Origin of the sequence: Mesoplasma grammopterae ATCC 49580 (assembly GCF_000701525.1) — a bacterium.
GTDB classification, from domain to species: Bacteria; Bacillota_I; Bacilli_A; order Mycoplasmatales; family Mycoplasmataceae; genus Mesoplasma; species Mesoplasma grammopterae.
This window is the reverse complement of record NZ_KL370789.1, coordinates 112,827-138,986: the sequence shown is the minus strand read 5'-3', so window position 1 is coordinate 138,986 and position 26,160 is coordinate 112,827. Positions and strand designations below refer to the sequence as shown.

Genomic DNA, 26,160 nt, shown 5'->3' with positions numbered 1-26,160 from the left:
TTATTTCCTCTTTTACTTTAAATTTTCAATTTTTTTGATTACTTCGTTGTAATTTTCTTCTCCAAAAAGTAAAGAACCCACTACAATCCAATCTATTTTGCTATCAATTAATTTTTTAATATTGTTTCATCTAACTCCACCATCTATTTGCACTTTAATTTCAGGTTTTATTAAATTTTTATATTGTACGACTTCATCTATTACAAATCATGTAGACTCATTAAATATTTGGCCTGAAAAGCCTGATTTGATACTCATGATTGTAATTAGATCAATATCTTTAATATATTTTTTGATATCATTAACGTTATTTTCTAAATCCAAAGCTATACCAACTTTACAACCTAAACTTTTAATGTTTTTTATCAAATTTTCAATGCCTTCATTTTGTAGTGAATTAATATGAAATGTTATGTAATCTGAATTTTTAAAAAGTTCAACTTTGTCATTAAGATTGTTAGCCATAATATGAGAATCTATTTCAATTTCTGAAAAATGTTTTTTAATATCATCTAATATTTTAGGACCAAAAGCATAATTATTAACAAACTGTCCGTCCATTACATCAAAATGCAAATGATCAATACCCGCTTCTTTTAACTTTTTAATTTCGTCAAAAATTTTGGTTGTATCACACATATAAAGAGAAGGTGTTATTTTAAACGTTTTCATTAAAGAATTTCTCTATTTTTTCTAATAGTTCATCTTTGTCAAATAAATTATTCAAAATAATTTTTTTATCAAAATTAATTGAACTTTCTAAGTCTAAGCCACAAACAACTGCTGTTATTGAAGAATCTGTCGGATCAAATGAATTAAGATTTGTATGCCCAACTTCTACATCAAGACCTAGTTCCTCAACTGCATCTTTCATATTCATTTCAATTATTAATGATGAACCTAATCCTTGTCCACATACTGCTATTAATTTCATATTATTCCTACCTTCTTATTTAATTGCTCTAATTTCAGCAACTCTTTTTTCTTGTTCTCTATCTAATGATTTATATTTTTTTTCAAATTCTAATTTATATTTTTCAACTTCAGTTTTAGCTATTTTTTTGTCAATTTCATTTTCTTTAACATTTTTTATTGTTAATTTTAAAGAATTTTTTTCTTCTTTTATTTTTTCACTAAATTCTTTTCTTGTTTGTTTTACTAAGTTATATGTATTTTTGTATTCTTCATTATTATTCATTCTTCTTGTATGAATTGCATAACCAATTGATGGAATAGAAATTCAAGCAATTATTGTTAATCCTAGTAACACATATTTACCACCCATGTATTTAATAATAAATCATGGAATTATTCCTAAAATGAAATCTGCGTCTCCTCATACAACAGGTGTTGAATTTGTTATTTCTGGCTGTATCATTTGTAATCCTATGAAAATTCAAGGAACCATTGAAATTATAAACCCATTAACAAATGCTCCAATTCAACATCCTAAAATACCACCTTTTGCATTTCCAAAAATTCCTGATGAAGCTCCTGTAAAGAAATGAGGAACAATAGATGGGATAATAATAGCTGCTCATGTTGCGCTAGCAACTGAACTACCTATTGAAGCAGAAACACCAATATTAATAGCAAAAGCTGTGAACCCACCAAGTACTGATGCTATGAATCCCATAATTACAGCATTTGGTGCAAATGGGAAAACAACGGGACAATCAATACCAGGTTTTGCATCTTTAACTAATTTATCAGAAATCCCTTTAAATGCTGGTGTTATTTCTGCAATAAACATTCTAACTCCAATTAATAATACTTCAACTCCAGCTGCAAAAGTGAACGCTTGAATTAATCCTTGAACAAAAATTGAATCATTTTGTCCAACAATTCCAGCTTCAATCATGGCTTCATTTCCACGAACACCTCAAGCTAAGAAATAAACAAATAAAAATAAAATTAACATTGTTAGTGCAATTGACACATTTGTATTTCTTAAGAAATTTAAACCTTTTGGAAAGTTAACGTCTTCAGTTGAACGAACATTTCCTTTTTTAATTTTAAATACACCTTCACCAATATATCCACTCAATGCATATGTTATTGATCCAGTATGAGCAAGAGCTAACTTATCTCCTTTTGTAATCATTTTCATATGTCTGTTTAGTAAAGCTGGGGAAATAACCATTCACATTGATACTAATAAAGCACCATTTAAAACAATTAATCACATGTCTCCTTTATCTAAACCTGCAACAGCCATTACTGAAGCAATCATTGTTGAAAAATATCATGCTGAATGTCCTGTTAAGTATACGTATTTTAAACTTGATAATCTTGCAATTACTAAATTTAAAAACATTCCTAATATTAAAATTAATGAACCTGCTGTAGCAATTCATTGTAATTTTTCAAAACTCATTATAATTCCTGGCATAACATCGTTATTTGCAACAAAACCTTCTCTATTAAATAATAGAACAAAGGCTTCTCCAAATTTTCCAATTGAACCAGAAATAATTGTGGCTCCACCACCAATAATTAAAAAACCAATTACTGTTTTAAATACTGATGTTATTATTTCTGCGAATTTTTTTCTTTGTATAATACAACCAATTAGCGCAAATAATCCAATTAAAAGCGCTGGTGTTCCAAAGAATCCAGAAATAAAGTTAATAACATAATCACTAAATGTTTTATCAACATTGTTGCTTACGTCAGCCAAAAAATTAAGGCTTATAGTTAACATAATTTCTCCTTTTTTAATTTAATATTTTTGTTAGTTCTATAATGTCTTCAAATGTTTTAACATTATAAAATTTTTCATAAAATTCTTTATTTCCAAAAGCTAAAGATAAATCTTTTAATATGTCAAGGTGAGAATCACCATCAACAGCAGCTAAAATAAACAAGAATTTAACATTACCTGATGAATCATTTTTAAAATTAACTTGATTATTTAAAAATAATAAACTCAAACCATTTTTATTTATTGATTCTTCTGGTGAAATGTGAGCTAGCGCAAGATCCTTCGCTAATATATAGTAAGGACCTAATCTTTCTGTTTCACTTATCAACTTTTCTACAAACTCTGATTTAACATTTTCATTTTCTATTAAAGGTTTTGAAGCTAATTTTAAAGCTTCTTTTCAATCAGACACAGAATCTGCAAACTGAATAAATTCTTTTTTAAAAATTTTCATTTTCCCTCCTAGGAGAATTACTCCTTATCTTTATGTTAGAATAATTTCCAAAATAAATAATAATTTTCCAAATTTTTTACAAAAAGGAAAATTTTTTTACTATTATTAGAATAGAGGTACAAATTATGAATAATATATTGGACGGATTAAGCAATAAGTTATCTATTTCTGATAAAGATTTTGTTAAAAAAATAAATAATAATCCAGAAGTATACATAAATTTGTCTATTAATGAATTAGGTAACCTTATTGGTGCTTCTAATTCAACAGTTAGTAAATTTGTTAGAAGAATAGGATTTAGAGATTATAGATCATTTCAATCTTATTTAACGAAGACATTTCATTTAAGAAATGAAAGCACACTTTTTAACGTAAAAGAAGATGATAAAAAGATTGTAAGTTTAAAAAATTATAATTTTTATGTTTTAAATGAGACAACTAGAAAAATGAATCTACATGAAATTGAAAGATTTTCTAAAACTTTAATTCAAACTAGAAGAATCTGATGTATTGGTACAGGTAATAGCTACTTAGCTGCAAGAGATTTCAGCGACTCGTTAAATCTTTTGGATTTTGTATCATTTTCTACAAATGATGTATATGGTAACCTTCCAAAATTTAAAGCTCTTATGAAAGATGACATTGTTATATTTTTTTCAGAATTATTCGCACAAGCTGATTATCATAAGTTATTAAATATAATAAAATCAAATAGTGTTAAGGTTTGCGTTATAACTTCAATAAATGAATTTTTTATTGATAAAAGAATAGATTTTTTAATTAATTTCTTTGCTTTTCCCAAAATGGAAAGACCTAAACTTGTTAAAAATTCTAAAATACAACAAATTTTTTTAAATAATTACATAATTACAAACTTAATAGAAATACTAGATAATCAATCTAAATAAAAAGTACTCAATTTTTGAGTACTTTTTATTTAAACTATTTTAACTTAAATTTAGCTGTAAGAACATCTTCAATTAACATTTTTTCAAATTTTCCTACACCAGTAAACTTATAAAGTTTTAAATATAAATTCTTTTTATCTACGTTTTGTTTATCTTGAATAAACAAATATTTTCTAATGTTTTTATTCTCAAAATCTTTAATTATTTTATTTTTAATTGTCATTTTTTCAGGTAATGATCAATAGAATATATTATTCAATTCATCATATTTAGTTTTTTTACCATAATTATCACTGTCTTCATCAGCTAAAATGATTTGTTTTGAGTTATCAAAAGTTAAAAACCCTGCTTGAAATGTTAAAACTTTCATTTCAGTTCGATAGTGTAAAAAGTTAGTACGATTAACTAATGATAAAACTTGTTTTACAGTATAAGTTGAATTTATATTCAAACTTATTTCATATTCGTTTTCAAATATTAAGGTTTCATTATTTATTTTATACTTAAGAATCATAATTAACTCTTCAACAATTACTTTATGTTCATCTATAAAATTTTTTACTAAATCATTAATTTCTAAATAGTTAGGATAAATATCTAAGAATTTATCAAAACTAGTTATTTCATATAAACATGAAGTAATTAATAAATTATCTAAGTCCAAGTTAATTTGATCACTTGATAATTGGTTTGATAGTCTTTTATAAAAGTAATCAATAATTTTATGATTATTTAAAAATAAAAACTGTTTTAAAATATTTTTGTTTCTATTAGTGTTATTTTCATTTTGATTAAACTTATTAATTTGTTTAGCTATTGGGATAAATAAATTATCTAAGTTATTATAAAAATCTATTAAAGTTAAGTCATAATCTTTCAATATGTTATTAAGTGCTTTTTCTTTAAATCTTTCATAATATTCAACAATATATGATTTCATTGAGTTTTTATTTAAATATCAACTCTTCATACTGTTAATAATAATTTCTTCAGTATGCTTTTCTAAGTTAATTGTGCAATTATAAGGTAAACCTTCTTTAGCACTAATTGACTTACTACTTCTAATAGCAGGATTAAATAAATTTCTAATTCCTAAAGTAATATCATATTTATTATCTATATTAGAAATTAGATCATATACTTCTAGTTTATTTTTAAGTTCTGTTTTTCTTAAACCTCTACCAAGTTGTTGTAAGTATACTGTTTTAGAATTTGTTGGTCTTAACAAAATAATAGTATTAATTTCAGGAATATCTACTCCTTCATTAAAAATATTAACAACACATAAATAGTTAATTCTTCCTGTACTAAATTCATGTAAGATTCTTTTACGATCTTTTGTATTTTGTGAAGTTAAAGCTTCTGCTTTTAAATTCTTTGAGTTTAAGTAATTTGATATATTAATAGCATGTTCAACTGTAACACAAAAGATTAATGCTGTTGGTCTTGCATAAATACCTAAATACTTTTCAATTGTTTTAAATAACAATTCATTTCTAGAATCAGTGTTAACTACTTTAAAAATATCTTTGTCAGAGTTTAAATCAACTCCTTGTAAATTAGTATTACTATCATCTATACAATAATAATCAAATGGACATAATAGTTTTTGATCAATAGCATCTCATAGTCTTAATTCAGTAGCGTATTCATCATCAAAATATGCTTTAATATCTTTATTGTCTTCTCTTTCAGGAGTTGCTGTTAAACCTAAAATTTGTTGAGGTTTAAAATAGTTAAATACTTTATCAAAAGTATTTGCTGCTATATGATGAGCTTCATCATATACAATAATGTCAAAATCGTTTGGACCAAATTTATCTAATCTTGTTGATAAAGTTTGAATCGTTGCAAATAAGTGAGTTGGTTTATCACTATTAATACTTCCATCATACATAACTTCACCAAATTCATTATTCTCAAGCACATGGCGATAAGTTTTGATTGCTTGATCAATTATTTCTCTTTGATGTGCTAAAAATAGGATTTTAAGGTCTTTTTTAGCTTGTTCTGTTTGTCTTTTGTAATCAAATGCAGAAACTAGTGTTTTACCTGTTCCTGTGGCCATAATTACCAAGTTCTTATTTTTATTAATATGTCTTCGATAACTTAATTTATCAATAATTTCTTTTTGAAATTTATATAAGTATTTTTTAGTTAAGTTATTCGATAATAATTCTATTTTTGATTGAACTACTGCTTGTTGATTTTCTTTAATCTTTTGAATTAATAATTCTCTTTCAAACTCATCTGAAAAATCAACAAATTCTTCATTTCATAAATTATCAAATTCATTAATCATTTTATTTATTAATTCTTTGTTATTTTGTTCTGTTAATTTAATGTTTCATTCTCTTCCAGAAACCATTCCTTTAACAGTTAAATTAGAAGAACCAATAATTGTTGTTGAGAATTCATGATCTCGTTTAAAAATTGAAGCTTTTATATGAATTCTTTCACTAGTTCTTTCTAAATTATCCTCTATTTTAATTTTAATATTAGAATACTTATCAGCTAATAGTTTAAGTTCATTTAAATTATTATATTGAGCTAGATCATCAAATGTTGTTGAAATGATTTTAATTTTAATATTATTTTTAGCACAGAATTCAAAAGTTGGAGCTATTTTATTAAGAATACTTTTTGATATGAAAGGGTAGATTAAATAAACTTCATTAGAAGTTAATATTTCATTATTTATTTCTTCTAATAATTTTTGTTCATCTTTATTCGTGAATAGTTTTTCTTTCATAGTTCTTTTCCTTTAAATTATTTTCTCATAATTGCAGTAAAATAAAAAATGCAAAAACTTATTAAATTTAAAGTATTTGCATTTTTTGTTTATAATTGATCCTTTATTAATTCAAGAACTTCTAAAACATCTTCATTTAATTTTAAAATATCTTGATCATTAAATTCAAAGTAGTTAGCTAAAATATTAAAACAATCATTAAATTTAATTAATTCATCATTAGTGCTTTGATTATATTTAATTATTTTTTCATTTAATTTATTGCTTTTATCAAATTTAGTACTAATTGAATATTCACTATTTTTTTCTTTTAATATGAAATCTCTCACTTTGCTGCTAGAACTACTGTAATAATAATTTAATCTTTCGATTTTAATGTTAGAAAAATCTAATTCAAAATGTTTTAAAAAAATCTCAAAATTAATATTACTGGTATCGTTAAAATTATCCTTATTATAAACCAATCCCATAAATATATTAAACATTTCTACTTCAGCTTTTACATTATAATCCTTTATAGAAAAATTTGAAGCATCCAATATTTTATTACTCTGATTCTCAAGAGAAAATTCGGAATCTAAAACCAAATACCTATATTGATTTTGATTGTTTAGTTTAATAGAAGTTTCTTTTAGTAAAGAATTAAATTCCGAGTTTATGTTATTTCAATCAAATGAAAAAGAAAAATCCTTAATATACCTTTTATAAAACTCTATTTGATGCTTATAATTATTTTTCATTTTCTTTTTCAAAATTCTATAAATTTTAATTTCTAATATTAATTCTTCGATGAATCTTTTAATTTTAATTTTAAGTTTTCTGTCTAAATAATAAGAATAAACGCAAAGAATAAAAATAAAATTTACGTAAAATTTTTCATTATTAGAAATAATATTTATGTTTTGTGAATTTATCAAAGTAATTATTTCTTCAACTTTTAAGTCTATGATTTCTCTACTTCTAAGATTTGAATAGCCTATTTTTTTTGCATCTTCAAATATCTCTTGATATATCTTTTCTGACAAATTCACATCAGATATTTTTTCAACAAATTCGTCGATCATGAAACTATCGTAAATTATTTTGTCAAAATAATTCAAAATTGAATCATTTTTAAAAAGAAGACTATTAACAAAAGTATAATCAAAAACCATTAAAGTTTTTATTTTTACATCTATTAAGTTTGCTATATTTTTTATAAAACTTATATATTCTTCTATTTTATTTCTTGAGCATCTGTCTAAATCATCAAAAACAACAATTATTTTCTTATCCTTAATTTTTTCATTAATTTCTTTTACAAATAGAAATAAGTCTTCTTCTTCACGTAAATCTAATTTTGGTAAATCAGTAAAAAAAGTTACATTGTCAGTTTTAATTCTAATTGAATTAATTAAAGTTGCACCAGTATTATATATATATTTCGCTGCCTTTTTAATTTTTTCATATTTTTTATCGATATTTATTTCCAAAATATTTATTAACATTTCTAATATATTTTCAAGTATTTTAGTTTTATCATCTAGTAATATTTCATATTTTCAAAGATCAACAAATATTAAATTATATGCCTTATATTTTTCATTAAATAACTTTAATAGTGTTGTTTTTCCGTTACCTCATTCGCCATACAAGCCAAAAGACTTAATTTCATTATTTTCTTTTACATTAAATCAAGAATCAATTTTAGTTTTAAAAATAGGCAATAATTTATTTGTAAAATCATATTTATCATGGATTTCCATATTATTCCTCTAATAGATCACTTAGATCTAATTGAAATTCATCTTTAACTTCTTTTTTAGGTTTTGGTTTGCTTGGTGTTCCTAATACTGAAGAAATATCTCCTAGTAAATCACTTAAACCACCAGTTAATGATTGAATACGTTTTTCGCTTTCTTCTTTAACATTTTTGCTTACCACTACTTTAGCTGATACTTTTCCTTTGTAAGCTTCTTGACGTGCTCTAATTTCTTCTTTAGACACATATCCTTCAGCATCATCATCAGCATTTAAAGCACCTGGTGGCATATCGTTTGGTTTAACCATGTTAATTTCGCTTAAACTAGCAAATGCAACATCTTTAATATCAAAATTACCAGTTACACTTGTTAATTCAATATGACGATATTTATTAACGTTAACTTCTTGATACATATCTTGAGTATCAATTGCTTTAATAATGTTTTCATTATTTGCATTAAAGTTAAATGCAAAAGTAATGTATTCAGTTCCACGTTTACGTTCTGGTAATACTCTTACTCCACGCTTTGGTCTAATATAGATTGGTAAATCTTCATTTCTGAATTTTTTAACTCCATCTTTTTCAGTTAAATACATAATAGTATCTTCACTTGTTAATCCTAAACCTGCAATTATATAATCTTCTTTTAAATTAGCTGCTTTAACCCCTTTTGAATTAGTTCCTTGAACTGGAATATCTTCAATATGGTATCTTACTCCATAACCATTTCTTGTAATAATTCCACAAGTTCTAGTTTTTGAAGTAATTAAACTAGCACTGATAATTTCATCAGCTGCATCTAATTTCATTATTCTAAATGCACGTGTAAAGATTTTTGTTTCTAAATCTTTAACTGGTATACGTTTAATGTTTCCATTTTTACTTGTAATTAAGATTTGTTGTAAAGCATCCACAAATTCTTTAACTACAAATGCACTAACAATATGTTCACTTGGATCCATTGTAGCAATAGTGTTAACATGAACTCCCATGTCTCTTCATTTACTCATTGGTAATTTATATAAAGGAATTGAATAGTATGTTCCTTTATTAGTAATTAAGATTAAATGTTGTAAATTACTTACTTCTCCAGCTGCAATTCACATATCATTTGGCTTTCTACCAAATACAGCTGGATCATTTTTACTAATTAATTTTGATTCAATAGCTTTTAAATATCCATCTTTTGAAATTCATAAGTTATATTCGTGTTCAACTAATACTTCTTTTTGTTCAACATCTAAGTTTTCAATACTGTCTTCAACAATTGATCTTCTTGGAGTTGGGAATTGTTTTTTAACTTCTCTTAAACGATTAATAATTTCATTATCCTTTACTTCTTCACTATTTAAAATAGCTTTTAAATTAGCAATATTAATATCTAACTCTTCTTTTTCGTTTTGTAGTTTAACCACATCAGTTGAAGTTAAACGATAAAGTCTCATATCAACAATAGCTGCTGCTTGAGGTTGAGAGAATACAAATTTTGAAATTAAGTTTTCAATAGCATCACTTCTGTTTGTTGAACTTCTAATTACTGCAATAACTTGATCTAAAATACTCATTGCTTTAATTAAACCTAAAATAATTTCTAAACGTTTTTCAGCTTTATTTAAATCAAATTGAGTTCTAAATGTAAATACTTCTTTATAGTGAGCAATATATGCATGAATTAATTCAACAATTCCTAATTGTTTAGGTTGTAGATCAACAATAGCAACATTGTTATAGTTATATGAAATACTTAATGGAGTTGATTTAAATAAAAATTTTCTAACTGTATCTAAATTAGCTTTATCACTTAAATCAATTGCTATTCTCAATCCATTTCGATCAGTTTCATCTCTTACTTCTAAGATTCCTAAACCGGGATTAGCATCAATAACATCACCAATTTTTTTAACTAAATCTTGTTTAACAACTTCATATGGGATTTCATCAATAATTATATTATTATCTTCTTCATGCCATTTTGAATTAACAATAACTTTACCTTTACCTGTTGTAAATGCATCTTTAATTCCATTACGTCCTTGAACAGTTCCCCCAGTTGGAAAATCTGGTCCTTTAACAATTTCTAAAATAGTGTCTATTCTAGTATTTGGAGTTCTAATTAATTTAATTGTTGCATCAATAATTTCACCAAGGTTGTGTGGTGGCATATTTGTAGCATAACCAGCAGCAATCCCTGTTGATCCATTAACTAGAATGTTAGGGAAATAACTTGGTAAAACAGTTGGTTCTTTTTCACTATCATCAAAGTTAGGCGCAAACTTAACTGTATTTTTATTTAAGTCATCTAACATTAAATCACTAATTTTAGCTAAACGAGTTTCAGTATAACGCATTGCAGCTGCACTATCACCATCAATTGATCCATTATTACCTTGCATGTCAATTAAAGGCATTCCTAGTTTTCATCATTGACTCATACGAACCATTGCATCATAGATTGAAGTATCACCATGTGGGTGGTACTTACCAATAACTTCTCCAACTACCCTAGCTGATTTTTTATATGGTTTATCATAAGTTAGATTTAACTCATTCATTGCGTACAAAATACGTCTTTGAACTGGCTTTAAACCATCTCTAGCATCTGGTAATGCACGTTCTTGAATAATATATTTTGCATATCTACCAAAACGTTCACCCATTAAATCTTCTAAAGCATAACTAATTATTCCTTTTTCAGATTCAATATTTGAATTATCTATTTTCTTTGCCATGTATATTTCTCCTTTCTAGTTTTTATATAAGAAATTAAGTAATTTATTTTTAATTTCATTTTCTCTAATATTTGCTAATTTTTCAAAGTCTTTTTCTACTTCTGATTCTTCCTTATTTTCAAATGAGAATAATTTAAAATCATTTTCTTCCAAAAATGTTCAATTTGAAACATCAGTTTTATTAAATTTATTTTCTTGTATTAATCTTAATAAATCATTATCAGATTTTATAGAATTTGAAGTGGAATTCAACAATGCAAGATTTCCTAAACTATTTATTTTTATTTTTTTGTTAAGTTTTTTATTTAAATCAAACGGAATTAAATGATCAATATTACAATTGTGATTATTTAAATTTTTATTTCATATTCCATTATATGCTATCGATATTATAATTTTTATTGATTTATCAATTTTTGGTCTTACTGTATGAGAAACTGAATTATTATATTTTCTTATCACTTCTTCTATAACTTTTTTCATTTCTTCTTTAGGTATAAAATCTGAATATCTAAATTTATTTTCATTAACTATAGCATCAACAGTTTTGTTTGAAGAACTTGAAAATAGATCTGTGAACGTATCATATATAAAGTGGTGTCCTATATAAAATTCATCTTTTATTATTTTTATTATTTTTTTAACAATATCATTGTCACTGTCGTTAAAATTAAAATCATTTTCATTTTTAAAAACAGATTTGAAAATTTCAACTATAAACGAAATTGATTGAAACTTACTAGGCTTTAATAATTTATTATCATTTTTGGTTTTACCTCAAGATATATTTTTATTATTTACTGATCCCAATAGTATTTTTGTGTTATCTTCTAAAAAATAATCATTAACTGACTTGGTTACAATATTGACATTTTTAAAAAATAATAAAATTTTCGATAAACTCACTAATCCTTCATTTGTTTTAAACTTATCAATAAATAAATCATTTAATTTTGAAAAAGTCTTGTTTGTACCACCTAAGCAATAATTTATCAATTCAAAACCTTCTTCAAATATATCAATTTTTTGGTTCTTAGTTTTATTGAATAAATTAGTTGAATTTTCTTCTAATACTTTTGAAAAGCCGAATAAAAGTTCAAATAGATCTATTTCCTCATTGAATACAATATCATTGAAGTTTTTATTCATTTGTATACCAGTTTTATGTTTATTATGTTCATAATAATCATACTTATTTTTTAAATTATTTATAATTTCTTCTGCCAATTGGCTTTTTTCGTAATCTTTTATTGACACTTTTATATTTTCTCAATCAGATGCTGCAATTTCATACTTAGAGAGTTTTTGTCCTGAAGTATTTAATTTTGTAAATATATCAGTGATTACTCCATGTTCTTTAAACGTTGTTACATAAATAACAGGAATTTGTTTATTTTGAAATTCATCACTTATTGATTTAATTTCGAGAATTTTTGTTGAAATTTCCTTAGTTATTTTGCTTGCTTTTATAAAAACTTGATTTTGATCAATTTTTTCATTGGAAAAAATTTGTAAAATAGTGTTTTCAACAATAGTATAAGTATCCAAATTGTTTTTTATCTCTTTTAAGTTTTCAACAAAAAATTTTTGAAAACTTTTGTATTTTTTTATGTTTTCATCAAAAATACTCACAAAATAATCATCAGCAACACCAAGATCATTTCATTTTAAATCATTGAACGGTTGTTTACAAAATTCTTCTATTGTTGAAAGTCTTTGATACCCATCAATTAGAGTTTGTTTGTCACTATCAGCTTTTTTATGAATAAGAATTGAACCAAATGGAAAATCTTTTTTTAAAGTTTCTTTAAAATCATCCTTCATTTTTTTGGTCCAAACTTTATTTCTTTGAAAATGAGGCAAAGTCAATATTTTATTTTCCTTATTATCAATTAAAGTTTTTATAGAAATTAATTTAGGATCAGTTTTTATATTATTTAATGTTTCCATTGTGGAGTTCCTCTTGTTGTTCATTTAAGATGATTGCATCATCATTATCTTCTAAAGTGAATTTAACATTTTCTTGAATTCATACTTTACGTTTTTCAGCATCTTCACCCATTAAAGTTCTGAATGATTTTTCCGCCATTAATGCATCTTCAATAGTTACAACAATTAATTTACGTTCTGCTGGATTCATTGTTGTTTCTCATAATTGATCAGCATTCATTTCGCCAAGTCCTTTATAACGTTGGATTTCATATTTTTTAGTAGCTGTTTTAGCAAAATCAGCTAATTCTTGTTCATCTCATAAATAAATAAATTTACGATCGGCAAAAGTTAATTTGTATAATGGGGGCAATGCAATAAATACATGCTTATTAATAATTAAATCTTTCATATATCTGTAAAAGAATGTTAATAATAAAGTTTGAATATGCGCCCCATCAGTATCAGCATCGGTCATAATAATTACTTTTCCATAGTTAATGTCACTAACATCAAAGTCTTGACCAATTCCAGCACCAATTGCAGTAATGATTGTTTGAATTTCTTCATTTTTCATTAATTCTGTTAATTTAGCTTTTTCAGAGTTAATAACTTTCCCTCTTAAAGGTAGAATAGCTTGGAATGTACGATCTCTTCCAGATTTTGCACTTCCTCCAGCTGAATCCCCTTCAACAAGATATAATTCATTAATTTCTTTTTTTCTCCCTTGAGCTGGTGTTAATTTTCCTAACATTGCTCTTGTAGTTTTTTTACCTTTTGAATCACGAATAGCTTGTCTTGCTTTACGAGCTTCTTCTCTAGCTCTTCTTGCTAACATTGCTTTTTCAATAATTTTAGTTGCTGGTACTTTATTTTCAATTAATCAGAAGTTCATAAAGTCATAAGTAACTTGTTCAACAGCTGTTTTAGCATCTGGTGTTCCTAACTTACCTTTAGTTTGTCCTTCATACTCAATTAAGTCTTCAGGAATTTTAACAGTAACAATAGCTACTAATCCTTCTCTTAAATCATTTGAGTCTAATCTTGGATCTTTATCTTTTAAAATTTTATTATTTTTAGCATAATCATTAATTGCTCTAACTAATCCAGTTTTAAAACCTGTAATGTGTGTTCCACCATCTCCAGTTTTAACATTATTAGCAAAACCTAAAATAGTTTCATTAAAATCTTCTGTATATTGAATACAAATTTCTGAAGCAATTCTTTTTGATTCTCCAGTAATAACAACAGGATCAGTAATATGAGTAAACTCACTTGCTAATTCTTTAACAAACTCTACTAAACCATTTTCAAATTGATATTCAACAAACTTATCATTAACTTTATCTGATATAGTTATTTTTAAACCAGAGTTTAGTAAAGCTGATTCTTTTAATCTTTCACTAATTGTTGTGAAGTTGAATTTTGTAGTATTAAAAATCGAATCATCTGGTAAGAAGTTAACAACAGTACCAGTTTTGTTAGTTGTTCCAACTTCTGTTAAAGGTAAATTTAATTTTCCCCCATTAGTAAATTCAATTTCATTAACTTTTTTATCACGATAAATTGTTACATTAAATTTTTTAGATAAAGCATTAACAACAGATGAACCAACTCCATGAAGTCCTCCTGATGTTTTATAACCACTTCCACCAAATTTTCCTCCAGCATGAAGTACACTAAAAATAACTTCAGGTGTTGGTCTTCCTGTTGAGTGCATTCCAATTGGAACTCCACGTCCATTATCAGCAACAGTCACACTTCCATTTTTTTCTAAAGTTACATTAATTTCTGTACAATATCCAGCTAAAGCTTCATCGATTGAGTTATCTACAATTTCTCATACTAAGTGGTGTAGTCCTCTAACATCAGTTGAACCAATATACATCCCTGGACGTTTTCTAACAGCTTCTAAACCTTCAAGGACCTGAATGGCCGATTCATCATATTTTACTTCTTTTGCCATGTATTCTCCCTCTACACATAAAATCTCATAATATATTAATTATAAATTAATCAAAATATTTTTGTTTAATTTATAGTAATCATCATTATTTATTTTGTATAATTATTTATAAAATGAGGTGTTAATTAGATGAAATATTTTTTTTTGGATTCTTCTGTTATAAATTGTAAATCTGTTCCCTTTATAAAATACATTTCTAATAAAAAGGAAACAATTATAGTTATTCCGAATTCAGTAAGAAAAGAAAAAATAAATTCTGAAGCTATTAAACAAATTTTTAAAATGCAAAATAAGAAAAAAAATATAAAGATAAAGAACAACTTCAAATTGCAAATATGCAAAAGTGAGTTTATAGATTTTTTATTTAGAAAAGAAAATTCAGGGAAAAGACAAATAAAAGTAAAAGATTTTATTATTCTAATGGAAATTAATTATTATATTAACAAATCAGAAAACAATAACTTGTTTTATTTTTTAACAGAAGATTTAGATTTATTGGAAATGGCTAACTACCTTTTCATTAATTATGAAAATTTTAATTGTATAAATTTTGAAAATAAAAATGAATTAGACATGAAATTAAATGAAAAGAATGGACATATTATTTGTGAAAAAGGATATTGTAATGAGTGCGAAGCTTGTTCACAATTAGAAATGATTAATTATAATTACATTAATTTTTTTAATAAAGAAATTAATGATAGTATTGAACCGATTATTTATAATGAAATTCTATTACAAGAAATTAAATTAAATTATCCTGAGCTTTTTTATGAGATCAATATTGATGTGAAAAATATTGAGATTAAAGATATTGAAATAACTAATATTTGGCAAAAAGAATATGAATTTAAATGCGAAGCTAAAATTTTGTGAGTTTTAAAAAGCAAAACTCAGCTGGATATTTTTGTAGAAGAAGAAAAAAATGAACACATTATAGTGTTCAAAACATTAGCTATAATTAATGATAATTTTGAACTTTTACAAATCAAAAGAACAATACCTTGATTTTTTTAATTATATTAGCTAACTAAGCTCAATATTTTAGTTGCTACCAAATCAACAGCAACATCATTTCCTTCTTTATAAGGAATAATTAAATCAGCGTATTCAATACTTGGCCCAATAAATGCGTCATGCATTGGTTTAACCTCATTTAGGTATTGCTCAACAACACTTTCTAAAGTTCTGCCTCTTTCATTAATATCTCTTTGTAAACGTCTAATAAATCTTAAATCATTAGATGTTTTAATGAAAATTTTAATGTCACCAAGTTTTCTTATTTCCTTAATTGCTAATGCAAAAATTCCATCAAGTATTACAACATCACTTGGTTTAACTGTAATTGTTTCTTTGGTTCTTGAAGAAGATTTAAAATCATAAACTGGCACTTTAATTGGTTGATAATCTTTTAAAGCTTGTAAATCTTTTAAAAGTAATTCACTATCAACACTATTTGGGTGATCAAAATTTATTTTTCTTCTTTCTTCTAAAGTCAATTCACCAAAATCTTTATAGTAATTATCCATTGAAATATGGGTAACTGATTTACCCTTAAGTATTTCATTTGCAATTCTGTCAGCCACAGTTGTCTTACCAGAAGCGGTTCCTCCAGCTATTAAAATCAATGTTACTTTTTTGCTCATTATACCCCTTTAACTTTATAATATTTATTTAATTTTAACAAAAAAAGCTTAGATATACTAAGCAGTTAATTGTTTTTAAAATAAATTTCTTCAACTATGATTTTTGAAATAGCTTTTGATCTTTCATCAATTTCTTTAAATCCAAATTTTTCTGTTGTTAACAAATTGGCGTTACTGCTAAAATTAAAAATCAATGTACACAATGGATTATTTCATTTTTCAAAATCCATTCTTTTTAAACTAAATTCAGCATTTGATAATTTAGAATTTTCCTTATTTTTGTCAAGTATTAAATAATTTCCTATCTTATCTATATATTCTGCATGTTTATCAAAAATTTCTTTATCATTTAATTGTAAGTTATTATCTTTTAAATAATCTATTCATTTTGTTTTTTTAATTGTTTTTGGCATAATATGTTCTAATGAATTTTTGTCTCGTTTTATTTCTCAATTATTAATTAATTTACTTTCTAATCTTTTTAGTAAAACCATTGCTATATTTTTATCTTGAACTTTTTTGCTTATTAAAGAATTATATAGCTGTTCACTTGTAGGAATTTTTAAATCAATATTTTCAAGTAATAATTTTTTTTGTTCTTTACTTTGAAATGTAAATGAATTTTCTTCTTCCATTGATAATCATTTTTTTATCATGTTTGGAATTTGTTCTTGTATAGCACGATTAGAGGTATCAAAGAAATTTAAAAATCTAAATAATCTTAAAATTGGTTTCGTTAATGATTGACCAGTTCCTGAGACTTGCAATAATGAAATTATTCATTTTTCAAATTCAAATAAGGTATTTTTCATTAATTCTAATTTATGTTTATAATTTATTGTTTTACTATAAGAATCTCATTTATTTTTTGCAAAAACATCAATTATATAAAAGATTATAAATAAAGAAATATCCTTATGTGCAATATTTGCAATGTTATATCTTAATGGAAATAATAAATCATACGTATTATTTTCATAATTTTTTGACTCAAATGATTTAGCTAAAAGAACATATTTTCCAATTTCTGAAACTATTTTTTTAAATTCATCTACATCAATATTATTTTTAGTTTCATATATTTTTTTAAAATGTTTTAAAATTGACTTTTTATTTTTGCTTAAATTATTATCTGATTGTTTAAACTCTAATAATTTATATTCACAATAACTAAATAAAAATGCTTCTTGAACTTTTCTTTTTTTATCTTCTTCAATTTTTAAATCATCAAAGCTGATATATTCATTAAATATTTTTGTAATTTCTTCTTCTTTTTCTAAAAAAATATCTTTATCTACTAGATTAAATAAAAAGTTTTTAATCATATCAAAAGAATCTAATTCAGTGCCTTTTGAATTTAATGTTTCAAATATTTCCATTTCTTCGGCAGGAGTTTTATTAAAATCAACACATGAAATTAAAAATTTGTATGCATATCTTTGATAGAAAGAACTTAATTCATCTTGAGACAATGAAACCAACATATCATGAATGGCAAAATAATTTTTAGCAACTTGTGATTTACCGATTGTTTCAAAATTTGTTATTTTCGTTTTTCTTTCATTATAAGATAAATTTTCATTTAAAATAAAATCTATTGATTTATTTTCAACTTGATTTCCTGTTACATTTTTATATTTATTAGAACAACCTACGTTAACAAAGGTTTCTTGTAATTCATTTGGCATTTCTAAAATATTTTCTTCATAAGAGTTTAATTGTTTTTCTTTTCATAAATCAAAAATTACTCTAAAAATAATAAGTGATGTTGTTACTCTTTGTTGTCCATCTATTAATCTGACTGTTCTAACATCATTATTTCTTGTATTTTCTTCAATTGTTACAGCAATTGTTCCAAAATATTCATCATCAATACTGTTTGCTTTTTTTAGTATTCCATTTACTAGTTCTTTACAAGTCTCTGAATCTCATCTATATTTTCTTTGATAAGATGGTATAAAGAAATTTATTTCAGGATTAAGTACAAACGAACTTATATCTATTTTTCCAAGTTTAATAGATCCTACATCTGCTTTTTTATTTTCATCGATTATTTCATCTATAAAATGTTTGCGTTGATTTAAAATTTTTAAAAGAAAATCTTCATCAAAATCATCTATCATAAAGTCTGAATCATTAAAAAAATTAATTAAAAATGATAATACTAAATCAAAACACTTAACTAAGTGAATTGTATCCGCAAAACTTCTTTTAATTCCTATCTCGCTTGGATGACCCTCATCATTTCTTCAATTTCTTATATAATAAAAAGTTGAGAATATTATCTTAGGTATTTGAGTATTTTTTCTATAACCTGATTCAAGCTTTTTTTCTTCTGAATACAAATAGCAAATTTTATCAAAAATTACCTTTGAAGTTTTTTCATATATAGATAGATAAATTTGATTCTCTTCTAAAATTCGATTCATTTTTGATTCTAATATCTTAGATACTTCAATTGAAATATTATTGGCAATTTCATCTTGCTCACTTGATATTTTTGTTTCAATAATTTTTAAATCTAATCTTTCTTGTGGTGATAAGTAATCATAAAATTTTTTAAATAAATTGACTTCCATCTTTAACTCCTTTATATAAAATTAGCAAACTTAACTGCTATTTCTTTTTGATAATTATATTCATCAATTGCACCTGTGATTTTTGTATTTTTCTTTTGCTTATATAAATCTAAAAAATTTATCATTAGTTCAAGTGAATTATTTTTGAAAGCAACAGCATAACTACATAAAGTAAAAACAAATTTTACTGTTGGTTCTCAAATAAATGAATCAGGATTTGCTCACATTATAACTTCTTTAATTCTTTTTAATAAATTTAAATCTATCAAAAACATTTGATAATTAACTTTGTTACAAAATTCTTTTGTTAGCATAAATTTTTCTTTTTTAATAACATAATCATGAAATGATGAAGCAAAAATAATGTCTTTATCAATTTCAAAAACACCTAAAATGTAACCGATAATAAAGTATTGTCTAAATGTGCTATCAACAATACCTTGTAAATCTCCGTTAACAAAAAACTTATTAGTTTCTGCATTATAAGTAAAATTTAATTCTTTAAAATTACCTTTAATTTTATATAAAGTTTCTATCATGCTTTTAACACTTGTTTTAACTTTTCATCATTTAGGATTTGTTAAATCAAATTCTAATCCAGAAATTTTAAAATATAATTTTTTAACTTCATTTTCAAAATCATTAGTTTTCATTTTTGAGCTTCTCCTCGATTTCTGCAATTTTATTAAATATGGCGACTAAAACATTAACAACTATACTATTGCCGCTTTGTCTATATAAAACTGCCTCACCTAAATATTTATTTTTCTTCATATGAGAAAGATTTATTTTATTTGAAATATCTAAAATTTTTTGAAAGTCTTTTTCTTCAAAACCCATTAATAAAAAACATTCTCTTGGCGTTAAAAGTCTGAAGTTAGCTTTTTGAATGTTCATTTTGTCATTAAATTTATCTTGTAAAACAGTTTTTTTTAAGTTTATAACTCCTCCGTTAGGATCTCTATCTTGCTTGGTTGTAATTGTTGAGGAAAATTTACTATAAGTTTTGTCATCTTTTATAAAAGTTTTATTTTTATGTTTATTTATGTTGGTGTCAACCTTAGTTGAAAGCATTTTATTATTTTCAAACATCTTTTTTCTGCTTCTTGTTTTATTAGGAGTAGCTTTCATTGCCTCATCTTTGTATTTTTTAATAGAATAGTTTTCTTTAAGAACTTCAAATATATCTTTTCTAATATTCATTTTTTTGCTTACGTCAATAGGAGTATTAATTTCTTTAATTATTTGACCTTTACTCTCACGAAAAGTATCTTTAAAATCGTTAGTTAAATTTTTTCTAACGCTAAAGGCAAAAATTCTTTTCCTGTTTTGAGGAGTTCCATATTCATTTGCTTCTAGTGCATAAGTTTGAGTATTGTAACCTATTGTATTTAGAAAGTTCAATCAATCTATATAGTCATCTTTATGTCTTTCAGAGAGCATATTATTAACGTTTTCCAATAATAAGTATTTTGGTAATCGATTAATTTTCTTTAATTCTTTAAGTATCCTTTCAATCTCTCATAATAATCCAGATCTTGTGCCACTATTTTTTTTCATTCCTTTATTATTTCCATGAAAACTTCCAGCAGTTGATAAGTCTTGACATGGGAAAGAATAAGTAAGTAAATCAAAATTATCTATACTTTTAATTAAGGCATCAGCTTTTATTTCAGTAATACTTCCTAAATTATTGGAATTTTTAATAGAACTATATAAGTTCTCTTTAACTAAGCGAGGCAAATTTAGAACTTGTTGTCTGGACATTGGACTTTTAGAATCATTTGAATGTGTAAATTTTAATAAAAAAGAATCTAATTCATCATTTGTTAAATTTACAGCAACATTAAGATTATTATAATGAATTGCATTATAAGATATATTAGCTCAAATATCTCATTCACTTGTGGCAACTACTTCATAATCAAGAATATGATTACTTTTTAAAATTTCAAGAGCTTTATGTTGAGCTCCTATACCCGAAAATGTTTCGAAAACTTTAATTTTTTGCATAAAAAAATCTTCCCATCTAAGAAAGATTCTATCTTTTTTTTTTTTTTTTGCAAGAATAATAATTTAGTTTATGAAATTTTAAATTTATATCTAATTTTTTCTTTCTTATTCTCTTTATTATTAGTTATTGATTCTCTTAGTTCAATAGACTTAACATTACCTATGTATTTTCTAATAGTTTCATCAAATAATTCAACAGTTTCTTGTGATTGATAAAAAACATAATACTTATTTAATATTAAATCAATCTTTTCCTTATCTTCATATTTTCATGAATCAGGTGATTCTCAAATTAATTCTTTATTTTTGTCAGAAAAATAATTAGCATGCTTATGCTCTTTTTCTTGAGTTAAAGAAGATGCTGATATTACATATTTTGATTCAGAAGCCTTAAATATGCCTTGAACAGATGAATTCTTTTTAAATTCATTTTTTTCTATTCCATTATTTAGAAGAACATAAATTTGGTCATAAGTAACATACATATCTTTTAAATATTCAATGCTTAATAACTCGTAATTTTCTATATCATTATCAATTAGTGTTTCAGATTCAATTTTAAATTGAAATAAATAAAGTAATTCTTCAAAGACAGTTGTTCTAGTTTTTATGAACTCTCAATATTTTAAAAGGTTTTTTTCAAATTCTTTATTATTCATTGTTATTTTATTATTACAAAAATTTGCCATAAATAATTTATCTTCCAAATTATTTAAATTTATTTCTTTTGTTTTTACTATTTTAGTTCATCTACTTATAATTTGTTTATTATTATTAATTGACATTCTTGATAAAACTTTTGCAAAATCAAAATTACTCTTTATAAATGTTTTACCTTTCGAATAAATTTTAAATGGAGTAAAGTTATTTCTTATTTGATTTTCAATAAACATTTTTTTGTAATTTTCATAGCTTAATTCTTTAGAATATTCAAGAATTATATTATCTATTTTTTTATTTGATTCATACTTTCTAATTTTTTCAATTAAATCATTTCGAGTTAAATAATCTATGTATAGTTCTGACCCTGCTGGTAAAAAAGAACCAATTTTAAAATTATTATTTATTAATTCACTAATTTTAATATTTGTTTCTTTTCTAAATGCTTTATACAATAAAAATGGATCATATTGCTTGTTAACATACAAATCAACATTATTTACAAAATCATAAATTTGTAATTTTTTATCTGGTGTTTTTCTTAAACCTCTTCCCAATTGTTGCAAGTAGATAAGCAATGAATTTGTTGGTCTTAAAAATACTATTCTATCAATGTTAGGCACATCAACCCCTTCATTTAATATATCCCTTACACATAAATAATTTATTTCTTTATTTTTAAATTTTTTAATTATATTTTCTCGTTCAATTCTATTATTTTCACTAGTTAATGTTTCACATCTTAAATTATTTTCACACAGGAATTTTTTTAATTTATTTGCATGCTCAATAGACGAACAAAATAGAACCGTTGAAGTATCACGATTATTTATTCCTATCATTTTTTTAATGTTTTCTAAAACAAATTTATTTCTTTGTTCAGAGCTTAATATTTCACTTAATTTTTCTATTTTATTTAAATCAATACCAGTTAAATCAACTGTTTTATCTTGAATAAAGTAATAATCAAATGGAGCAAGCAAATCATTTGACAATGCATTATATAAACTCAATTCATATGCATACTCATAATTGAAATATTTATTAATATCTATTCCTTCTGTTCTTTGTGGGGTCGCTGTTAATCCAATCAGAGTTTTTGTATTTGAAGAAACTAAATCAAAAACTTTTTGATAACTTTTCGCTTCAATATGATGTACTTCATCTAAAATAACTAAATCAAAATTATAATTTTGTATGAAGTTTAAATTTTTAAGTAAACTTTGAAAAGTGGCAAAAATATAATTTTTTAGTTTTAAGTCTTCTATTTTACTTTTTTGATCATAAAACTCACAAACTTGATTTTTAAAACCTGGAATAACTTTTTCAAAAGTTGATATTCCTTGTTCTAAAATTTCCTTTTGGTGGGCTAAAAATAAAATCTTTAAAGGTTTAGACGTTTTATAAAATAATTCTTCAAAATACTTAGCAATTGTTATTGTTTTTCCAGTTCCTGTAGCCATTACTATTAAGTGTTTATTAATTCCCTTTTTTTCCCTTTGATTAATAACTTCAATAACGTCCTTTTGATAATTAAACAATTCCAATTTATTTTTCTTATTTGATAAATTATTAATTATTTCAGTTTGTTCTTTTTCTTTTTCTCTATTTATTTCATCAATAAAAATTTGTGACAATATCATTTTATTTACAACTTCATAATTATTTATATCAATTAATTCTTGTTTTCATAATTGATTGAACTCTAAAATAAAGTTATTAAATATTTCTTTTTCCCTAAATTCACTAATTTTTATTGAATATTCATTTCCTATCATTATTCCAGTTCTTGTAAAATTGTTTGATCCAATGTATAAATTACTAAATCCGCCTTCTCTTAAAAAACAATATGCTTTCATATGAATTCTTGAGCCATTATTTTTAAAAGAATTCTCAATTCTAATCTCTATTCTTTCCTTAAAATCTTTTTCTAAATAAACTAATGTTTCTAATGAAAGAAATCTTGATGAACCATCAAAAGTTGTAGTTATTATTTTAACTTTTAAATTTTTATTGTTTGTTAGTCAATTTCTTAGTTTATTTACCATAAACGAACTTATAAAAGGAGAAATAATTAGTACCTTATTAGCATTTAAAAATTCTTCTTCAATAAAATCTTTAAACGAAACAACTAGTTCATTAAGACTTAGATTACAATTTATGTTATTTTTAGTTTTATTTTTATTAGTAAATTCTGTAAATTTTTCCTCATTAGATAATAAACCATTAATAAATTCAAGCTTCTGATTAAATGAATTAAAAGAACTTAATTTTTTTTCCAAAACATTTTGAAATTGATTTATAAGTCATTTATCACTCTTATTTTTAGCTTGTTCTTTAAATTCAACATTATCAATAGTATTAATATTTAATAGCAAATCTTGCAATAATTTATCTTTCATTTTTTCACCATCTTATTTATTAACAGTTTAACATTTTAAACTTCCAAAAGCAGAATAAAAATAAAAAAATCACCGGTTAGGGTGATGTGTCTGGCTAAAATATAATTGATAATTAAGGAAAGGCGGTGCCAGACACGTTATAATTATATACTTATTGACCTTTATTTTAAATACTAAGATTATTTATTTTCATAAATTAAGCTACTTAATACATATGTTGGCGCTGTTTCAGCTCTTAATATATTGGTTCCTAGACTAACATTCTTAAAGCCTATTTCATCTAGAATTTTAATTTCACTAACATCAATTCCACCTTCACAACCAATAATAAAACTAATTGAGTTAAAGTCTTGTGTTAAATAAGTTTTAAGTCCAATATTTTTTTCTTCTTCTCATGCTACAAGATTTAAATCACATAAGTTATTTTTTAAATCTTTTAAGTTAGTTATTAAATTATTAACAACAGGAATTGTTGTTCTTTTTGCTTGTTTAGCTGCAGTGTCACAAATTGCTTGTCATCTTTGTAATTTTTGATTAATCTTTTTATCGTCAATTTTAACTACATTTCTTTTAAAAATAACAGGAATGATTTCATCAACCCCAAGTTCTGTTGATTTTTGTAATAAATAATCTCATTTTTGTTCTCTTAAAACTCCAGCTATTAAAACTTTTTTAATATTGCTTATTATTATTTCTTCTATATTAATAATTTCAACCACTACAGTATGATCTAAAGTTAAATCTATAATTTTAGTTTGATAAACTTGTTTTTCATAAACACATTCAATAATTTCATTATTTTTAAGTTTTACAACATTTTTTATATGATGCACATCACTATTATTAATAATAAAATTATTATTATTTTTAATTTCAACAAAATATCTAAACATTTATCTCACCTTTAATAATTGATTTAAAAATATCATATTTTTCTTTATCTGGTCTAAAATCTTTCAGTAACTGATTTTTAGGATCTTTTTTATAGTAATCATTTAAAAAATTGTATCTATTAGGATCTTTTAATCTAGTTAAAGCTACTTCTCTTTCATTTAAATATTCTTTAACTTCTTTATCTCACAGTTTTTGGTACATCTTCTTTTGATCTTCTAGTGTTTTAAAATTAATTGTATTTAAAATATTCAAATTATTTGTATATTGGTTTTTACGGTCATCAGTTAAAATAAATAATTTTTTCTTAAGTTTTCTAATAGGAATTAGTTTATTTTTTGCTATTAATTTTTGAATTAGTAAATCCAAATATTTTTGATCTATTTCATATATTTTGATTCTTTTTTCTTTAACTATTTCTAGATTATCTAATTTAATTAGTTTTTGTTTTATCTTATCTTTATATTTTTCTTTTAAAGGAAGTAAATCAACATCTTTAACAATTGAACTAACTCATTGTTTAGTAACCATTATAAATTTATATGCTTGACTTGCTTCACCTTCTTGAGAAACAAAATAAAGATTTGTTTTGTCAAAACCAGCTTCAACAACTTTTTGTAAAATGTCTTTAATAACATATTTTTGAATTTTTATGTTTCTATACTTAACTTCTTCTTCTAACATTTCAATTTTGTCATTCATTTTGTTGCTCATGATCATTTTTCCTTTCTTTGTTTTAATTAAATTAACTATTATATAATAAGTTATACTTAGCAAAAGTTT

18 protein-coding genes are annotated in these 26,160 nt (G+C 24.0%); 2 read left to right on the top strand and 16 right to left on the bottom strand.

The genetic code is table 4. The features are described from left to right. Positions 1 to 12: 12 nt before the first annotated feature. From T314_RS0103290 to T314_RS0103275, 4 genes are read right to left on the bottom strand one after another with little or no spacing between them, the layout of a single operon-like run. Positions 13 to 672 carry a ribulose-phosphate 3-epimerase gene (locus tag T314_RS0103290; protein WP_029512177.1) on the bottom strand — a complete coding sequence of 220 codons (660 nt, stop codon included), beginning with the start codon at positions 670 to 672 and terminating at the stop codon, positions 13 to 15. Continuing rightward, positions 659 to 934, bottom strand: a complete 276-nt coding sequence (locus T314_RS04000; RefSeq protein WP_029512176.1) for a hypothetical protein — start codon at positions 932 to 934, stop codon at positions 659 to 661. The genes T314_RS0103290 and T314_RS04000 overlap by 14 nt, the downstream gene beginning before the upstream one ends. Positions 935 to 949: 15 nt before the next feature. Beyond that, complete coding sequence (locus T314_RS0103280) at positions 950 to 2,704, bottom strand: PTS ascorbate transporter subunit IIC (RefSeq protein ID WP_106380177.1); 1,755 nt, start codon at positions 2,702 to 2,704, stop codon at positions 950 to 952. 13 nt (positions 2,705 to 2,717) lie between these two features. After that, positions 2,718 to 3,158 carry a PTS sugar transporter subunit IIA gene (locus tag T314_RS0103275; protein ID WP_036237563.1) on the bottom strand — a complete coding sequence of 147 codons (441 nt, stop codon included), beginning with the start codon at positions 3,156 to 3,158 and terminating at the stop codon, positions 2,718 to 2,720. Positions 3,159 to 3,283: 125 nt separating this feature from the next. Between T314_RS0103275 and T314_RS0103270 the strand changes: the two genes are divergently transcribed. After that, positions 3,284 to 4,066: a MurR/RpiR family transcriptional regulator gene (locus T314_RS0103270; RefSeq protein ID WP_029512173.1), complete on the top strand. Its 783-nt coding sequence runs from the start codon at positions 3,284 to 3,286 to the stop codon at positions 4,064 to 4,066. A 34-nt stretch (positions 4,067 to 4,100) separates the two neighbouring features. Here the strand turns inward: T314_RS0103270 and T314_RS0103265 are convergent, their stop codons facing one another. The 5 genes from T314_RS0103265 to parE all read right to left on the bottom strand — a co-directional run bounded on the left by T314_RS0103265 (position 4,101) and on the right by parE (position 15,186). Continuing rightward, positions 4,101 to 6,818 (bottom strand): DEAD/DEAH box helicase family protein, encoded by a 2,718-nt coding sequence (locus T314_RS0103265; protein ID WP_029512172.1) that lies wholly within the window; start codon positions 6,816 to 6,818, stop codon positions 4,101 to 4,103. An 89-nt stretch (positions 6,819 to 6,907) separates the two neighbouring features. Next, positions 6,908 to 8,563 (bottom strand): P-loop NTPase fold protein, encoded by a 1,656-nt coding sequence (locus tag T314_RS03905; protein ID WP_051612902.1) that lies wholly within the window; start codon positions 8,561 to 8,563, stop codon positions 6,908 to 6,910. 1 nt (position 8,564) lies between these two features. Beyond that, the gene (gene parC / locus T314_RS0103255; RefSeq protein WP_051612901.1) at positions 8,565 to 11,291 is read right to left on the bottom strand and encodes a DNA topoisomerase IV subunit A; all 2,727 of its coding nucleotides are present in this window, start codon (positions 11,289 to 11,291) and stop codon (positions 8,565 to 8,567) included. 15 nt (positions 11,292 to 11,306) lie between these two features. Beyond that, on the bottom strand, positions 11,307 to 13,241 hold the full coding sequence (locus T314_RS03900) for a DUF262 domain-containing protein (RefSeq protein ID WP_029512169.1): 1,935 nt from the start codon (positions 13,239 to 13,241) through the stop codon (positions 11,307 to 11,309). Continuing rightward, positions 13,225 to 15,186: a DNA topoisomerase IV subunit B gene (parE, locus tag T314_RS0103245; protein WP_029512168.1), complete on the bottom strand. Its 1,962-nt coding sequence runs from the start codon at positions 15,184 to 15,186 to the stop codon at positions 13,225 to 13,227. The genes T314_RS03900 and parE overlap by 17 nt, the downstream gene beginning before the upstream one ends. A 129-nt stretch (positions 15,187 to 15,315) precedes the next feature. Here parE and T314_RS0103240 point away from each other — a divergent pair, with 129 nt between their 5' ends. Then, a complete protein-coding gene (locus T314_RS0103240; protein WP_029512167.1) occupies positions 15,316 to 16,203 on the top strand; it encodes a hypothetical protein in 888 nt (295 codons plus the stop codon). A gap of 5 nt (positions 16,204 to 16,208) precedes the next feature. Here the strand turns inward: T314_RS0103240 and udk are convergent, their stop codons facing one another. The 7 genes from udk to T314_RS0103205 all read right to left on the bottom strand — a co-directional run bounded on the left by udk (position 16,209) and on the right by T314_RS0103205 (position 26,091). Next, on the bottom strand, positions 16,209 to 16,832 hold the full coding sequence (gene udk / locus T314_RS0103235; RefSeq protein WP_029512166.1) for a uridine kinase: 624 nt from the start codon (positions 16,830 to 16,832) through the stop codon (positions 16,209 to 16,211). 65 nt (positions 16,833 to 16,897) lie between these two features. After that, on the bottom strand, positions 16,898 to 19,411 hold the full coding sequence (locus tag T314_RS0103230; RefSeq protein WP_029512165.1) for a DUF262 domain-containing protein: 2,514 nt from the start codon (positions 19,409 to 19,411) through the stop codon (positions 16,898 to 16,900). An 11-nt stretch (positions 19,412 to 19,422) separates the two neighbouring features. Then, positions 19,423 to 20,064, bottom strand: a complete 642-nt coding sequence (locus tag T314_RS0103225) for a hypothetical protein (protein WP_029512164.1) — start codon at positions 20,062 to 20,064, stop codon at positions 19,423 to 19,425. Then, positions 20,054 to 21,424: a DNA (cytosine-5-)-methyltransferase gene (gene dcm, locus T314_RS0103220; protein ID WP_029512163.1), complete on the bottom strand. Its 1,371-nt coding sequence runs from the start codon at positions 21,422 to 21,424 to the stop codon at positions 20,054 to 20,056. The genes T314_RS0103225 and dcm overlap by 11 nt, the downstream gene beginning before the upstream one ends. Before the next feature lie 68 nt (positions 21,425 to 21,492). Then, the gene (locus tag T314_RS0103215; protein ID WP_029512162.1) at positions 21,493 to 24,486 is read right to left on the bottom strand and encodes a DEAD/DEAH box helicase family protein; all 2,994 of its coding nucleotides are present in this window, start codon (positions 24,484 to 24,486) and stop codon (positions 21,493 to 21,495) included. Positions 24,487 to 24,665: 179 nt separating this feature from the next. Continuing rightward, on the bottom strand, positions 24,666 to 25,379 hold the full coding sequence (locus T314_RS0103210; protein WP_029512161.1) for an RsmE family RNA methyltransferase: 714 nt from the start codon (positions 25,377 to 25,379) through the stop codon (positions 24,666 to 24,668). Next, entirely contained in the window at positions 25,372 to 26,091 is a 720-nt protein-coding gene (locus T314_RS0103205; protein ID WP_029512160.1) for a hypothetical protein, read from the bottom strand. Before T314_RS0103205 ends, T314_RS0103210 begins: the two co-directional genes overlap by 8 nt. Positions 26,092 to 26,160 lie beyond the last annotated feature (69 nt).